This window comes from Sutterella seckii, from assembly GCF_009183815.1.
GTDB lineage: Bacteria > Pseudomonadota > Gammaproteobacteria > Burkholderiales > Burkholderiaceae_F > Sutterella > Sutterella seckii.
In genome coordinates this window covers 1-14497 of record NZ_WEHX01000060.1, presented here as the reverse complement: position 1 = coordinate 14497, position 14497 = coordinate 1, and the positions used below count along the sequence as shown (strand labels likewise).

The window sequence follows — 14497 nt, the reverse complement described above, 5'->3', positions numbered from 1 at the left end:
CGGATTTCTGCCAGGCGTCATACGCCCTGCGCCAGATGGAATCGATCATGAGATCCTCCTGATTGGGAATGACCTCAAGTGTCCCGGAAAGCCTAAAAACCCGCTCTACCTATAGTCCAGATACCGTATAGACCCCGAGCGTGATGCAGGTCGTGCCGATCGCGCAGCGAATGAAATGGCGCCAGGGGTGCGCGGTCGCGAGCGAAATATGCTTCTGCCTCAGGATGACGCCGCAGAGGGCAACGCCGAAGAGGCTCCGGTAGAAGATGATCTCCCAGACGGAATAAAAGTCCGACGCCATCTTGACGAGAAGCGCGACGACAGCAAAAAGGAAGGTCGCGAGGAGCATCCATAGAGACTGGCGGACCATGGGAGATTCTCCTTTCACGTGAGAGAAATCATCGACACCAGCGCTCCGCCCAGAGGGGGAGTGCGGCGCGAAGGTAGCCTTCCGAGTTTTCGGCGCCGATGAAGGGAAGCCCCAGATGGCGACCAGCGGCTTCAAGCGCTTCGAGCGGGTGCGAAACATCTACCGGAGTGGCGCCCGCCTGCTTGGAGAGCTTTTCTCCCTCGTCATTGAGAACGAGGGGAATATGCATGTAGCGGGGAGGCGTTCCTCCAAGCGCCTGCGTGAGGAGAATCTGGCGAGGCGTATTGTCAACGAGGTCGGCGCCGCGCACGATGTCGGTGACGCCCGAAAAAATATCGTCCGCGACGACTGCAAGCTGATAGGCCCAGAGTCCGTCGGCACGCTTCAGAATGAAGTCGCCTACTTCATGTTCGACATCCTGCGTGAAGTCTCCGAGACGCCGGTCATGGAAGGAAAAAACGCCGGACGGCACGCGGAATCTGAGCGCCCGGACGGGTTTGCCGTGAGTGCCCTCACGGCAGGTTCCTGGATAGACCCCTTTGGGAAGACCGAGGCGAAGGTCTTCTGCAAAGATTTCCTTTCGCGAGCAGGCGCAGCCATAGACGAGGCCAAGTTCCTGAAGGCGCTCGAGCGCCTCTTCATAGGCGGGATAACGATCGTGCTGCCAGAGAACGGGTTCGTCCGACTCCATTCCGAAGCGCTTCAGATCTTCAATGAAGCTTTCTCCCGCTCCGGGGATGTCCCGCGGGGGGTCAATATCCTCAATCCGCAGAAGCCAGGCTCCCTCGTGCGCGCGGGCATCGAGCCAGCTCGCCAGCGCTGCGGCAAGGCTTCCGGCATGGAGCTGGCCGGTGGGAGAGGGAGCAAAGCGACCGCGATACATGGGGTTTTCAGCCTTAGGTACTAATGACTGCCTATGAAAGTACAGGCAAAATTTTAGGATGTGCCGGTGAATCTTTCTCGTCCGGTCTTCAGCATTTCTTCCCTAATGACCCAATCAGATCTGAAGAGCCCTCCAAAGCTCACGGACGGCATGCTGCTCGCCGCTGTGGCGACGCTTGGTCCCTTTGCCGCCAACACCTACGTGCCGGCCTTCGGGGATATTGAGCGCGATTTCGGCGTATCCGCCATTGCGGTGCAGCAGTCGCTTTCGCTCTACCTCCTTGCCTTTGCCTGCGCGTCGCTTTTGATCGGCGCGCTTTCAGATGCCTTCGGGCGCCGCCGGGTGCTGATAGCCGCCACGATCATCTTCGCGCTTGCCTCCATCGGATGCATGTTTGCAAATTCGATTGAGGCGCTCTACGGCTGGCGCTTTCTGATGGGGCTCTGCGCTTCCGCAGGACCGGTGATTTCCCAGGCCATTGTGCGCGATCAATGGCAGGGGGTTGAAGCCGCCAGGATTCTCGCCCTCATTGCAATTCTTTTCGGCGTCGGGCCCTGCATGGCGCCGATTGTCGGGGGAGAACTCACCGTCCTTTTCGGCTGGCGCTTCGTATTCGCGTTTCTCGCGTTCTTCGGCGCCCTGCTTTCTCTCATTGTGATCATCTTTCTCAGGGAAACCTTGCCGGAAGATCGCCGCACCTCCTTCCGACCGGCTTCCACCCTGATGAATTACGGGAAGGTGCTTCGCAACCCTGCTTTCGTCGCAGAGGTTCTCGCGCATGGTTTCTGCTTCATGGGACTCATTGTCTATTCCGCGGGCGCAGCCGACTTTGTGATTCACGTGATGAAGCTTCGGGTCGATCAGTTCGGGCTCCTGATGGTGCCGATTGTCGGCGTTTCAATGCTGGGCGCCTGGATGGGGCCTTCCCTCATGGAAAAAATCGGGACACGGAAGCTGATTTTCGGCGGCATTGCGCTTTTGATTATCTCGGGACTCGCCGGCGCTCTGGTTGAATGGATTCATCCTTTAACTTTCCCGCTCCTTCTTCTTCCGCCGCTTCTCTACAACCTCGCAGCGGCCGCGATTCGTCCGGCGATCAATGTGATGAATCTCGACTATTTTCCGAAGAACCGGGGGCTCGCCGCTTCCGTGCAGCAGGTGTCGCTTACGGGCGCCTTCGGGATTTCTTCCGCGGTCCTCGTGCCTCTTGTGATGGGAGAATCCTGGAAATACTGCCTCGTCATGCTTTTCTCCGGCATTGTCATGCTGCTTTTCTGGCTGATTGTGGAAAAGAAGAGAGACGCGTACCTGCCGCCTGAAGCCAGGGCCGGTGCGCTTGCCGCAAAAGGCTAAAGATCCCGGGATGAAGCTCCGCGCATAGGCTGCAAAGGAAAGGAGGCGGTCCCTGCATCATGGCGCAGGAACCGCCTCCTTGCTGTTTGGAAATGCCGTTAGTTTTCTCTGAACTACTTGAACTCAGCCTCAAGGTAGTCAAAGCCCGCGTCGAGTTGCACGTAAAAGCCCGTGAGGCCCTTTACCTTTGCGGAGACGTTCTTTTCCGCCACGAGCGGGATCCAGGGCATTTCATCCCAGACGGCCTTCTGTGCGGCGTCATAGAGCTCGGTCTTCTTGGCGCGGTCCGTCGTGCGAAGGGCTTCTGAGAAGTTCCTGTCAAGCACGGCGTTCGAATAGAAGCCGTAGTTCCCGGCAACCGGCGCCCAGGATTCCGTCGCAAGAAGCGGCCGCACGGCCCAGTCGAGTTCGCCCGTCGAGGATGACCAGCCCGTGTAGAGCATGTTGAGCTTTGCTTCCTCGGGCTTCTTCAGGAGATAGGTCGTTCTCTGGCCCGATTCCATCGCCATGATGGAAACCTTGACGCCTACCTGAGCGAACTGCTGCTGCAGGAACTGGATCACCTTCTGGGCGGTCGTATGGTTGTAGAGCGACCAGAGGGTGGCGGTGAAGCCGTTCGGGTAGCCCGCTTCCTTCAGAAGCTCGCGCGCTTTCTTCGGATCATAGGGAATCGCTTCAAACTGCTTCGCGTAGTCGACGCCCTCGGGAGCGAGGCCCGTTGCGGGGACCGCAAGGCCGTTGAAGGCTACCTTGCAGAGCGCCTGCTTGTTGACGGCATAGTTGAGCGCGAGACGCACCTTCGGATTGTCGAAGGGCTTCATTTTGGTGTTGAAGGCGATGTAGCGCTCGATGATCGAGGGAGAGACGGTGACCTCGATCCCGGATTCGCCTTCAAGGGACTTCACCTGTTCCGGAGGCACGGGGAAAATGAACTGCGCTTCGCCGGTGCGCAGCATCGCGACGCGCGTGGAATTCTCAGGGACGGGCTTGAAGGTGATGCCGTCGAGCTTGGGGAGCCCCTTCTGCCAGTAGTTGGGGTTCTTCACAACGTGAAGGATCTCCGACGGGTTGTATTCCTTCACGGTGTAGAGGCCGGTCCCGCAGGGGTGGAAGGCGATCTGCTTGCCCGGATAGGCGGCGAGCGCCTTCGGGCAGATCATGACGCCTGCCGGGTGAGCGAGCTGGTTGATGAAGGCGGAGAAGGGTTTCCTGAGCGTAATTCTCGCGGTGTACGGGTCAACCACTTCCGTTTTCGCGATGTTGTTGTAGAGGGAGTAGCGGCGTAGCGCATTTTCCTTATTCGTCACTCGGTCGAAATTCGCCTTCACGGCATCGGCCTGAAATTCCGTGCCGTCGTGGAACATGACGCCTTTCTGAGATGGATCGTATAGACGAGGCCGTCCGCGCTCACGTCATAGCTTTCGGCGAGGACGTTTCGGATCTTCATGTCCTTGTCGAGACCGAAGAGGCCTTCGTACATGGATTTGGCGGCGGTCTGCGAGAGCGTGTCGCCCGCATCGTACGGGTCCATCGTCGTGAAGGTTGAGGCAATGCCGACCGTGATTTCCTTGGCCGACAGTGCAGAGCTCGCGCCCGCGGTCATGATGCCGGCGAGGGCAAGTGCGAGAAGAGAGGCGTGCATGGTTTTCATTTGTTTGGTCCCGTTTGAATGCTTCTGAAGGAGCCGGATGACTGCTGGTCCCGAGGGGAGGACCTGGCCGGGTCTCCGGCTTTTTCGTTCTTTCCTTGAAATTTATGAAGCAAACCCGGTGCCAGAAAAGAAAGGCGGCAGACTTTTGAGAAGTCTGCCGCCGCCGGGTTCCTCGCCGCCCTCATGAAGGGCGGCGTCGGAAAGAATGCCGGTTACTTGAACTCAATCTGGGAATATTCAAACCCGGCATCGGGCTGGATGTAGAAGCCCGTAAGTCCCTTCACGTGAGCGGAAACGTTCTGCTCGGTGACGAGGTAGATCCACGGGCAGTCGTCCCAGGTCGCCTTCTGAGCGACGGAGTAGAAAGCCTGCTTCTTTGCCTTGTCGGTCGTGAGAAGCGCATCGCGAAAGTTGTCGTCGAGCGTCTTATTCGAGTAGTAGCCGAAGTTGCTCGCGACCGGCGCCCAGGAGTCGGTGCCGAGAAGCGGACGGATGGCCCAGTCGAGTTCGCCCGTGGAGGAGGACCAGCCGGCATAGACCATGTTGAGCTGGGATTCCTCAGGCTTCTTGAGCAGATAAGCGGTTCTCTGGCCGGCTTCCATGGCCATCACGGAAACCTTGACGCCCACCTGAGCGAACTGCTGCTGAAGGAACTGAATGACCTTCTGCGCGGTCGTATGGTTGTAGAGCGACCAGAGCGTGGCCGAGAAGCCGTTCGGGTATCCCGCTTCCTTCAGAAGTTCGCGGGCCTTCTTCGGGTCATAGGGCCAGGCGCCGTATTCGTCGGCGAATTCAACGCCTTTCGGGGCGATGCCCTTCGTCGGGTCGGCAAGGCCGTTGAAGGCGACCTTGGCGAGCGCCTGCTTGTTGACGGCGTAGTTGAGGGCCTGACGGACCTTCAGGTTGTCGAAGGGCTTCTTCGTCATGTTGAAGGCAACGTAGCGCTCGATGATCGAAGGCTCCTTCGTGACGACGAGGTTCTTTTCGCCCTCAAGAATCTTCACCTGTTCCGGAGGAACGGGGAAGATGTAGTGGGCTTCGCCCGTGCGCAGCATCGCGACGCGGGTGGAATTTTCAGGAACAGGCTTGAAGGTGAGGCCGTCAACCTTGGGGAGACCCTTCTGCCAGTAGTTGGGGTTCTTGACGACGTGGAGAATTTCCGACGGGTTGTATTTATCAAGAACGAAGGGGCCCGTGCCGCACGGATGGAAGGCGAGTTCCTTGCCCGGATACTTCTGAATGGCGCTCGGGCAGATCATGGCGCCCGAAGCGTGAGCGAGCTGGTTGATGAAGGCCGAGAAGGGCTTGTGGAGCGTAAAGCGGACCGTATAGGGGTCGACGACCTCCGTCTTCGCAATGTTGTAGTAGAGCGTATAGCGGCGAAGGGCGTTCGCTTTATTCGTCACGCGGTCGAAGTTCGCCTTCACGGCGTCGGCCTGGAATTCCGTGCCGTCGTGGAATTTGATGCCTTTTTTAAGCGTGACGGTGTATACGAGACCGTCGTCGCTCACCTTGTAGCCTTCAGCGAGGACATTGTGGAGCTTCATGTCCTTGTCGAAGCCGAAAAGGCCTTCATACATGGACTTCGCGGCGCTGTAGGAAAGCGTGTCGCTCGCATCGTAGGGGTCCATCGTCGTGAAGGTGGAGGCAACGGCAATGGTCACTTCCTTCGCAGCAGCGGGCTGGGCGGCAAGACCGGCGAGCACGCCCGAGAGGGCAAGCGCCATGGCGGCATGAGTAAATTTCATTTTTAAACTCCGGAACGGGTCTCCGTTCATGTGAAGGTGCGCCGGCATGAAGGGGGTAAGCGCCGGTGAAAGTTGTGCTTAAAGACTGAGCAAATTACGTGCCAGCGGAGGGATTCTCTGAAAGAAATTCAATGGACCGGACGCGCGCTCCCGGCGCAGATGCGATGCACCAAATCGAGGCGTGGGAGCGCACGAAAATCAGGCGCAGCGCGCCATAACGGCTCGGTAGATTGCCTCAGCTGCCTTTTCGATATGCCAGACCGGACTGGATTCCTTCGGCGTATGGGCGAGCTTTCCTTCGCCCGGGCCGAAATAGAAGGCCGGGATCCCAAAAGCGTGCATGTAGCCGCCTTCGCCCCAGCCCGACATCGGGGTCACCTCGACCTTGTGTCCGAGAGAGGCCTCAATGGCAGCGATCGCCTGCTGGGCAGCGGGGTTTTCAAGGGACGAGGAGAGCGCGGGCCAGTCGCCCGTGATCGTGGTCGAAACCTCGACCGGCGGGAAGTCCGGGTCCTTTCTCAGTTCCTCGACGACGCGCAGGATTCTTTCCTCCTGGATCCTGCCGCATTCCTCGCCCTGGTAGCGGAAGTCGATCGTGACCGAGGCGCTTGCGGGCACCACATTGGGCGCTGCGCCCCCCGAGACCATGTCGATCGAGGTCGTCTGCGGGCCGATCCCGGGGCCTTCCTTCTGCATTTCGGGGAGGCGCTTTCTTGCACGGACGATGAAGAGTGCGGCGGCTTCAATGGCGTTGACGCCGAGATGAGGGCGCGAGGAGTGAGCGCTCCGGCCTTGGAAGTCGACCCGCACCCAGGCGTCGCCGCGGTGTTCGTTTCGGATCGTGAGTTCGGTGGGTTCGGCGATGATCGCGAGATCCGGACGCGGGGCGCCCGGTTCCTCGAGCGCGGCCTTGACGCCCTTCACGTCCGTTTCTTCATCGGTGGAGAGAATGAGCCAGAGGCTTCCCTTCAGATCCTTTTGCGACGCTTCGCAGAAAGCGGCGATCGCGGCGGCGGCCCCGCCCTTCATGTCGGTCGAGCCGCGCCCGAGAAGGCGCCCGTCCTTAATTTCCGCCGACCAGGGATCGGTCATGCCGGCAGGCGGCACGACGTCGATATGGCCCGAAAGCATGAGGGAGGGCGCATTCGGATCGTCCGACCCGCAGTGCGCGAGAAGCACCGGAGCGCCGGTCGACTGAGCGGCGATGCGGGAGGTCGAGCGGCTGAAGCGGCTGAGGATCTCTTCGACCGCCCTGATCACGTCGTGCGTGGCGGGGGTTCCGGAAACGGAAGGCACGCGCACGAGCGTCTGCGCGAATTCAACGGCGCGGGAAAGAACGTTCTCTTGAGTCATGTGGAAGGTTCCAAAAATGAAGAGGAAAGTTCCTTCAAGCCTAACCGAAGACTTTCCCGTCTTCCCTCTGCAGAACGGCGTAGCTTCTTCGGTCTTTTGTCAGAGAAGCGCCGCAAAAAGTCGGCGCGGTGCGGGCTCCCCGTGCTTCTTGATAGGAAGTTGAGGTTTTCATGATTTTTTCGTCGAAGCATTTCCCGGATGTCGAAAGTAAACTTCGCCGGGTAAGCGTTCCGCGGGATGCCAGAAGCGAAGACCCTTTTCCCTTCCGGGCGCCCGACAGTCACAAGAAGCCAGAAAGAGCAGAAAGAAGTCATGCGCGAATTTTTCGAATGCCAGCTGATCGACGGAGAGTGGGTGAAGTCTTCGGGCGAAGCTTTCATCCCGGTTGAGAATCCTGCCGACCGCTCGACCATTGCACGCGTTCCGGACGGAACGGCCGAAGACGTCGATCGTGCGGTGAGAGCTGCGCGAAAGGCTTTCCCGGCATGGTCGAAAATGACGCTTGAGACGCGCATCGCCCTGATGGAACGGATGCTTGAAATCTTCCGCGGCATGACCGAGGAGATCGTTGCCCTCGAAATCGCCGAACTCGGCGCTCCGGCAGCCTTTGCGAGAAAGAAGCACTGCGACTACCAGATGCGCCGCACCGCGGCCTTCATTGATGCCGCGCGGAAAATGAAGCTCGAGGAGCACTTCCCCGCATCCCTCGTGACGCGGGAGCCCGTGGGGGTTGTTGCGGCCATCACGCCCTGGAACTATCCCCTCGGACAGATTATTCAGAAGGCGGTCCCCGCGATTCTGATGGGCTGCACGGTGGCGCTCAAGCCGAGCGAACTGACGCCCCTTACGGCGACGCTTCTCGCCGAAGCCTTCCGCGAGGCGGGACTCCCTCCGGGGGTCTTCAACCTCGTTCAGGGGAGAGGCGAAACCGTGGGTGAAGCGCTCGTCGCGCATCCCGGCGTCGACATGGTGTCCTTTACGGGCTCGACCAAAGTGGGCCGCCGGATCGGCGCGGTTGCTTCCCGGGATTTGAAGCGCATTGCGCTCGAATTGGGCGGCAAATCGCCCTGCGTGTGGCTCTCCGGCATGTCCGACTACCGGCCGGCCGCGAAGAAGCTCTTCGATTCGCTCCTTCTCAATGCCGGACAGACCTGCACGGCGCTCTCGAGACTTCTCGTCCCGGAGGAAATGCTCGGGGAGACGAAGGCGCTCCTCATTGAAGCGCTCAAAAACTACCCCGTCGGCGACCCGAGGGATCTTTCAACCCGCGTGGGGCCCGTCGTCTCCCTCGGGCAGTTTCAGCGCGTGAAGCGCTACATCGAGTCGGGGCTTGATGAAGGCGCTGAAATGATTGCGGGCGAGGTGCCGAAGGACCCCGGAGAAAACGAAGGCTACTTCATCAGGCCGACAGTCTTCGTCAACGTGAGGCCGGAGATGAAGATCGCTCAGGAAGAGATTTTCGGGCCGGTCCTTTCCGTTCTTACCTACCGCACGCTCGACGAAGCCGAGGCAATCGCCAACGGCACGCCCTACGGACTTTGCGGTGCCGTTTTCGGACCAAAGCAAGAAGCGCTCGATTTCGCCCGCAGGATCCGGAGCGGAAACGTGTACATTAACGATGCCGAGCGCGACCTCGCCGCTCCTTTCGGAGGCTTCGGGGCGAGCGGCATCGGCCGCGAGGGCGGAATCTACGGGCTCGAGGAATTTACCGAGCTTAAGGCCGTCTTCGACCACTCCACCTTCTAATTCGCTCTGAAGACGGCGCTCCATTTTTCCTTTCGAGCGCCTCCGCCTCGGCTCAAGGCAAAATGGAATTCGATTTTCTTACGACGCTTCTGATCGTCTGTCCGCTCGTCTTTCTCGGAGGTCTCGTCGACGCCATCGCCGGCGGAGGCGGGCTGATTACGCTCCCCGCCTTCCTTATTGCAGGCGTTCCCGCGCATATGGCATTGGGGAGCAATAAGCTCGCGAGCATGATCGGAACGAGCGTTTCAACGTTCCGCCTCTGGCGGGCCGGGTTCCTGAAGGTTCGCGAAGCGCTTCCGGCCGTCTTCTGCGCCTTCATCGGGAGCGCCGTCGGCGCGCGGATCGCCCTTCTCGTGCCCGAAGAGGTCTTTCGCTACATCCTCATCGTGCTCCTCCCTTTTGCGGCGATTGTGGTCTTCCGAAAGTCGGCGATTCCCGCCGAGGGCGAGGAGATGGAAAAAAGCAAGCGCCTCGCCATCGTCGCCGCCATGTCGCTTCTCTGCGGCGCCTACGACGGCTTCTACGGGCCGGGCGCGGGCACCTTCATGCTCCTTTCCTACACGATCCTCGCGCGCATGGGCGTGAGGGAGGCCTCGGGCCAGATGAAGGCCGTGAACCTCTCGAGCAACCTCGCCGCCTTTGCGACCTTTGCGCTTTCGGGCGAGGTGATCTGGGCGCTCGGCCTCATTGCCGGGTGTTTCTCCATTGCCGGGCACTACATCGGGGCGGGGCTGGTGCTTAAGAACGGCACGAAGATCGTGCGTCCCATCATTGCGGTCGTCCTTTCGATTCTCTTCGTCAAGACCGCCTGGGAGCTTCTCGCCTGAATTTTCTCTTCAGTGCGGCTGAGCCGTGATCAGCAGCCGGCAAGCCGGCGGATCACCTCAAGGTACTCTTCGCGCCTGGGCGGATGCTCGTCGTACGCGCGGTGTATGCAGGCGCCGTCGATGAGGGCGTCAAGAATGCTCGCCACGTGCTTCGGAAAGAAGCGCATGAGTTCGCGGCGGACTTTTTCGTGAAACTCTGAGACGAGCGGCTTCACGGCAACATTCCTCGCCGCATAGGCATAGAGCTCGTAGGTGAGAAGAAGAAGGCGCTTGTCTACCGGCCAGCAGAGGTAGTCGGAGAGCACCTCGAGCGCTTCCTCTCTGCTTTCCGCCGCCTCGAGCCTTGGAAAAGTGATGACGGAGAGCTCTTCAATGAAGCTCTGCATGGCCTCAAAGAGAAGCTCGTCGCGGCCCCTGAAATGGTAGGTCATGGAGCCCAACGGAACGTCGGCTTCCTTCGCGACGAGGCGAATGGACGCGCCTTCGACGCCCTGCCGGGCAATCACCTCGAGCGCAGATGCAATGATGCGGCGCCGTCTCTCCGGGTCGTAGCGGCGGGAGGCGCGTTCGGGCGCGTTGTCGGCATGGTCAGTCTGAGATGCGTCGGGCATAAGGGAAGAGCGCTTCGGAAAGGAATGGACGGGCGAAATTTTCTCATAGTGTACGCTCGTGCATATCGCGATGAAAATCGGTAGAATGCGCTTCGCTTTAGGTACGTACGTACATATTTAAATTCAGGAGGACAACGCATGTTCCGAAAAGCAGCAAAAGGATCCTTCGGAACCTTCAGTGCGCGCGAAGCGCTCTTTGCCGCCTTCTTTGCGGGCGGCTTTCTGATGGCAACCTGGATCACGAGGACGCCCGCAATCCGCGAGGGGCTCGGGCTCTCGATTGCAGAAATGGGCCTCGTCTTTCTCGGGCTTTCGCTCGGCTCCATCCCGTCCCTCATTTTTGCGCCGGTTCTGATTCATCGGGCGGGTGCGCGGTTGATGACGCTTCTCGGCGAAGCGCTCATGCTTCTGGGAGTCTTCCTTGCGGCGCTCCCGCTGGCTCTCCCCATGCCGCTTCCGGGAGGCGTCGTTACGGCGCTGGGTCTCGGACTCGTGGGGTTCGGGTCCGTATTCCTCGACATCGCGATGAATGTCGCGGCGGGCGTCATTGAAGCACGGCGGGGAAAGCCTGTGCTCACGACGCTCCATGCGTGCTTCAGCTTCGGCGAAGCGGTCGGCGCCTTTTTCGGCTTCGGCTTCGGCTGCGTCTATCTCGCGGTTTCGCCGATGACGCACTTTCTCATGGCTGTCGGCCTGATGGCGTTGGTTTTCCTTCTCTCCACCTTGCGGCTAAACGAGGTGGAGGCGCTCGTCCGGGCGTCGGGTGAAGAAGCTGAGAAAAAGACCGGTGCCCTGAAGCCAAAGCTCAGAATCACGGGCAGCCTCATCGCCGCCGTCATCGTGGTCTTTGTGGTCGCGCTCTGCGAAGGCACGGCAAACGACTGGCTCCCGATACTTCTGCGCGAATCGATGAACGCGTCGACGAGCTTCGCGGCGCTCGCCTTTGCGGTCTTTGCGTCGGGCCTTGCCGCCGTGCGCTTCTCCGGAACCTTCTGGCTCATGCGCTTCGGCAAGCGGCGCGTCCTTATGGGAAGCGCTCTTCTTGCGCTCATCGGGCTTCTCGTCATTATTTTCTTCAAGGCACCGCTCTTCGTCATGCTGGGCGTCGTTTTCTGGGCCGCAGGCGCGGCGCTCGGCTTCCCGGTTGCGCTTTCTGCGGGTGCCGCAATGGGCGAAGGGGACCCCGCAGCCCGGATGAGCCTTCTTTCGAGCGCGGGGTACGGCGCATTTCTCGCGGGGCCCCCGACCCTCGGCTTCATCGGCGAGGAAATGGGGCTCTCGGCTTCATTCGGGCTCGTAGCGCTACTCATGCTGCTCCCGGTGCTTCTCGCGAGGCGCATGACGCCGGCTGAAGGCGAGGTGGCGCACCGGGTGCTTGAACGGAAATAAAGCATTCAGGAAGGACGGCTCTCTCTGAGCCGTCCTTTAAAGCGCTTTATTGAAATAATAAAAATGTTATTCTAAATTTCAAGTCAGGGAAATACCGTCAGAGAGATGCGCTCAAGGTTAAGGCCGGATCACGGACTCCGATCTAAGCTCGGTCTCCGCCCGGGGCGCATTTTGGCCGCCGAAACGCATGAATTCCGGAAGGCTTTCGGAGCCGGGTTCATGACGCCGGCGGTCCGGCATTTCCCGGGAAAGGAAAGCCCGGGCGCGTCATCCGGCGCATCCGGGCTTTTGATCAGACTTCGGCGCCTGAAGGTTAAGGCACCTTGAAGTCGAAGCTGTGGCACTGAGCGCAGTAGTTTTCGCTCGGCTCATGACCCACGTGGCAGTTGACGCAGTCGAGCTTCGCGCCGTAGTGAGGGGACGTGTGCGGGTTGGTGGGCTTCACGTTCTTGGTCGACTCGACGAGCTTGTCGGTCGGGTGGCAGCCCGTGCAGGTCTCCGTCGTCGGCATCGTGTCGGGCGTTTTGTGGCAGGTCGTGCACGGAAGCTTCAGCGTTTCCGTGTGATAGTCGGCAAAGCCCTTGGCGTCGGCCGCGAAGGGGAGCGCAGCGAGAGCCATCGCAAGAAGAATCAGGGTCTTTTTCATTTGAAAAAGGGGCGGAGAGGTTCATTGGCCTTCCGCCCCGGCGGGGAAATTCGCTTTATTCCCGCCCGGTGGCTGTAGCTCGCGGGCGGGAAGAAGAGGATTCATCAGGCCTTGGCAGCTTCCTTGCCGGCGATGCGGCCGTTCACGAGGCAGTCGAGAATGGCGCAGGAGCCGAGGCGCACGGCGCCGTGCACGCCGCCAGTCGCTTCACCAGCGGCATAGAGGCCGGGGACGGGCTTGCCGTCGGAAATGTCGATCACCTGGCACTTGAGGTTGGTCACAAGGCCGCCCATGCAGTGGTGAACCTTCGGGCTCATTTCGCTCGCATACCACGGACCTTCGGTGAGCGGAACCTGCTCGTTGTTGATGTAGCGGCCGAATTCCGGATCGTTCTTCGCCTTAACAGCCTTGTTGAAGTCGTCAACCGTCTTCGCGAGCACGTCGGCAGGCATCTTGTAGTCGGCGGCGATGTCGGCGAGGGACTTGTATTCCTTCACGATGCCCTGCTCAAGGAGCTTTGCGAGCATGCCCGGACGAGCGTCCTCAAAGGCCTTGGTGTTGGCCTTCGTGCAGATTGAGACGGCGCGGAAGCCGTTCGTCTGCTCGACCATGATGGCATCTGCACGGACCTTGCGGTTGGCGAGTTCGTTCACGAAGCGCTTGCCGGAAGTCGAAACCCAGAGGCCGTATTCAGCAGCAGCGGACTGCGAGAAGGTCCAGCCGATGCCCATGCCCTTTTCCTTGGGGTTGTTCCACGGCGTGCACTGAATCCAGTCGTTCTGAATCTGAGCGCAGCCGATGCGGCTCGTTTCACGCCAGAGTTCCGAAGTGGCGCCGGGCTGGTTCGTGCTGTCGAGCTTCGCGGTGAGCTTCGGATCCTGCATCATGCGGTATTCGACATCGCGCGAGAAGCCGCCGTAGCAGAGGACGACCGCCTTCGTGGCGCGGATGAACTTGGTCTTTCCGGAGTCGGCCTTCGGGAAGCGGTAGCCTTCCTGGACCTCAGCGCCGAGAACGCGGCCCGAGGCGTCGCGGAAGAGGTGCTTCACATAGACGCGGGTGCGGACCTTGACGCCGAGCTTTTCGAGGTATTCGAGCTCCTTCGAGACAATGCCCGAGCCCGAACCATTCTTCGTGAAGACGTAGCGCGGAACGCTGTGGCCGCCTTCCTGACCGATCGCGTCCTGGTTGTATTCGACGCCGAGTACCTTAACGGTCCATTCGTAGTTGGAGAGCGCGGAGTTGGCGACGAGCTTCACCTTTTCAGGCTCATTCAGATAGAGGCCGGCAACGAGCATGTCGTGCGCGAGGAGCTCAGGCGAATCCTTAATGCCGTGCTTGAGCTGCTGCGGGCACCCGGTAGCCGTCAGAATGCCGCCGTTGATGATGGAGTTGCCGCCGGGCATGGTCATCTTTTCGAGAACCTCGACCTTGGCGCCCGCCTTCTTCGCTTCAATGGCGGCCGCAAGACCCGCAAAGCCCGAACCGATCACGAGAACCTCGGTCGTTTCGTCCCACTTCTTCGGGAGCGCAACGGCGCCGGCGGCGTGAGCCGCTTCAGAGCCAAAGAGCGCAGCAGCGCCCATCGCGACGGAACCCTTGAGGAGCGTGCGGCGATTCATTTCGGTCATTTTCTTTCTCTCCTTTAAAGAGATCGGCCGTCCTTTCAGGAGGACAGCTCTTGATATCTGCTTCCGGAGGGATGTCCGCGCGATTTTGCATCACGCTTTCAATTCCCTCTGATCACGAAACGCATTCTGCGTCAGGGGACCTCCTAGGAGATTTGCTTAAGGTCGAAGAGAATCCACTTCGGCCTTTTTCGTCGTGTGCCCGGCATGGGCGATTTCTATAGGGTGAAAGTCCCGATGAGCAGGAGGTAGTGCCAAGCTCACAGCCAGAGGCAAGGGTGTCCGTCGTGAG

The 14497-nt window shown here is 60.1% G+C and carries 11 protein-coding genes and 1 pseudogene; 4 read left to right on the top strand and 8 right to left on the bottom strand.

Features of this window, described 5'->3' with window-relative positions:
- Window positions 1-109: 109 nt before the first annotated feature.
- Together GBM95_RS08395 and gluQRS are read right to left on the bottom strand one after the other, a co-directional pair.
- Window positions 110-370 (bottom strand): EamA family transporter, encoded by a 261-nt coding sequence (locus GBM95_RS08395; protein WP_152158684.1) that lies wholly within the window; start codon window positions 368-370, stop codon window positions 110-112.
- Window positions 371-398: 28 nt separating this feature from the next.
- A complete protein-coding gene (gluQRS, locus tag GBM95_RS08390; protein WP_152158683.1) occupies window positions 399-1253 on the bottom strand; it encodes a tRNA glutamyl-Q(34) synthetase GluQRS in 855 nt (284 codons plus the stop codon).
- A 105-nt stretch (window positions 1254-1358) separates the two neighbouring features.
- On the opposite strand from gluQRS, the gene GBM95_RS08385 reads away from it, so the two are divergent.
- Complete coding sequence (locus GBM95_RS08385; protein WP_152158682.1) at window positions 1359-2606, top strand: multidrug effflux MFS transporter; 1248 nt, start codon at window positions 1359-1361, stop codon at window positions 2604-2606.
- Window positions 2607-2719: 113 nt separating this feature from the next.
- Here GBM95_RS08385 and gsiB (GBM95_RS08380) read toward each other — a convergent pair.
- The 3 genes and pseudogenes from gsiB (GBM95_RS08380) to GBM95_RS08370 form a co-directional block, all read right to left on the bottom strand.
- A pseudogene (gene gsiB / locus GBM95_RS08380) lies at window positions 2720-4257 on the bottom strand (glutathione ABC transporter substrate-binding protein GsiB).
- A 212-nt stretch (window positions 4258-4469) separates the two neighbouring features.
- Window positions 4470-6005: a glutathione ABC transporter substrate-binding protein GsiB gene (gene gsiB / locus GBM95_RS08375; protein WP_152158681.1), complete on the bottom strand. Its 1536-nt coding sequence runs from the start codon at window positions 6003-6005 to the stop codon at window positions 4470-4472.
- A gap of 198 nt (window positions 6006-6203) precedes the next feature.
- A complete protein-coding gene (locus GBM95_RS08370) occupies window positions 6204-7358 on the bottom strand; it encodes a M20 family metallopeptidase (protein WP_152158680.1) in 1155 nt (384 codons plus the stop codon).
- A gap of 312 nt (window positions 7359-7670) precedes the next feature.
- On the opposite strand from GBM95_RS08370, the gene GBM95_RS08365 reads away from it, so the two are divergent.
- Both GBM95_RS08365 and GBM95_RS08360 read left to right on the top strand, forming a co-directional pair.
- Window positions 7671-9104: an aldehyde dehydrogenase family protein gene (locus tag GBM95_RS08365; protein WP_152158679.1), complete on the top strand. Its 1434-nt coding sequence runs from the start codon at window positions 7671-7673 to the stop codon at window positions 9102-9104.
- Window positions 9105-9166: 62 nt separating this feature from the next.
- Window positions 9167-9931: a sulfite exporter TauE/SafE family protein gene (locus GBM95_RS08360; protein ID WP_152158678.1), complete on the top strand. Its 765-nt coding sequence runs from the start codon at window positions 9167-9169 to the stop codon at window positions 9929-9931.
- A gap of 29 nt (window positions 9932-9960) precedes the next feature.
- Here the strand turns inward: GBM95_RS08360 and GBM95_RS08355 are convergent, their stop codons facing one another.
- Complete coding sequence (locus tag GBM95_RS08355) at window positions 9961-10542, bottom strand: TetR/AcrR family transcriptional regulator (RefSeq protein ID WP_152158677.1); 582 nt, start codon at window positions 10540-10542, stop codon at window positions 9961-9963.
- 138 nt (window positions 10543-10680) lie between these two features.
- Between GBM95_RS08355 and GBM95_RS08350 the strand changes: the two genes are divergently transcribed.
- Window positions 10681-11931, top strand: a complete 1251-nt coding sequence (locus GBM95_RS08350) for an MFS transporter (protein WP_152158676.1) — start codon at window positions 10681-10683, stop codon at window positions 11929-11931.
- A 313-nt stretch (window positions 11932-12244) separates the two neighbouring features.
- Here GBM95_RS08350 and GBM95_RS08345 read toward each other — a convergent pair whose 3' ends face one another.
- Window positions 12245-12577 carry a cytochrome c3 family protein gene (locus tag GBM95_RS08345; protein WP_152158675.1) on the bottom strand — a complete coding sequence of 111 codons (333 nt, stop codon included), beginning with the start codon at window positions 12575-12577 and terminating at the stop codon, window positions 12245-12247.
- Between the two features lie 104 nt (window positions 12578-12681).
- Complete coding sequence (locus GBM95_RS08340) at window positions 12682-14208, bottom strand: flavocytochrome c (RefSeq protein ID WP_152158674.1); 1527 nt, start codon at window positions 14206-14208, stop codon at window positions 12682-12684.
- Window positions 14209-14497: the final 289 nt, after the last annotated feature.

Coding starts and splice junctions, on each gene's coding strand:
- GBM95_RS08395 (WP_152158684.1), bottom strand. CDS start 370: ATGGTCCGCCAGTCTCTATGGATGCTCCTCGCGACCTTCCTTTTTGCT.
- gluQRS (WP_152158683.1), bottom strand. CDS start 1,253: ATGTATCGCGGTCGCTTTGCTCCCTCTCCCACCGGCCAGCTCCATGCC.
- GBM95_RS08385 (WP_152158682.1), top strand. CDS start 1,359: ATGACCCAATCAGATCTGAAGAGCCCTCCAAAGCTCACGGACGGCATG.
- GBM95_RS08360 (WP_152158678.1), top strand. CDS start 9,167: ATGGAATTCGATTTTCTTACGACGCTTCTGATCGTCTGTCCGCTCGTC.
- GBM95_RS08345 (WP_152158675.1), bottom strand. CDS start 12,577: ATGAAAAAGACCCTGATTCTTCTTGCGATGGCTCTCGCTGCGCTCCCC.
- gsiB (WP_152158681.1), bottom strand. CDS start 6,005: ATGAAATTTACTCATGCCGCCATGGCGCTTGCCCTCTCGGGCGTGCTC.
- GBM95_RS08355 (WP_152158677.1), bottom strand. CDS start 10,542: ATGCCCGACGCATCTCAGACTGACCATGCCGACAACGCGCCCGAACGC.
- GBM95_RS08365 (WP_152158679.1), top strand. CDS start 7,671: ATGCGCGAATTTTTCGAATGCCAGCTGATCGACGGAGAGTGGGTGAAG.
- GBM95_RS08340 (WP_152158674.1), bottom strand. CDS start 14,208: ATGACCGAAATGAATCGCCGCACGCTCCTCAAGGGTTCCGTCGCGATG.
- GBM95_RS08370 (WP_152158680.1), bottom strand. CDS start 7,358: ATGACTCAAGAGAACGTTCTTTCCCGCGCCGTTGAATTCGCGCAGACG.
- GBM95_RS08350 (WP_152158676.1), top strand. CDS start 10,681: ATGTTCCGAAAAGCAGCAAAAGGATCCTTCGGAACCTTCAGTGCGCGC.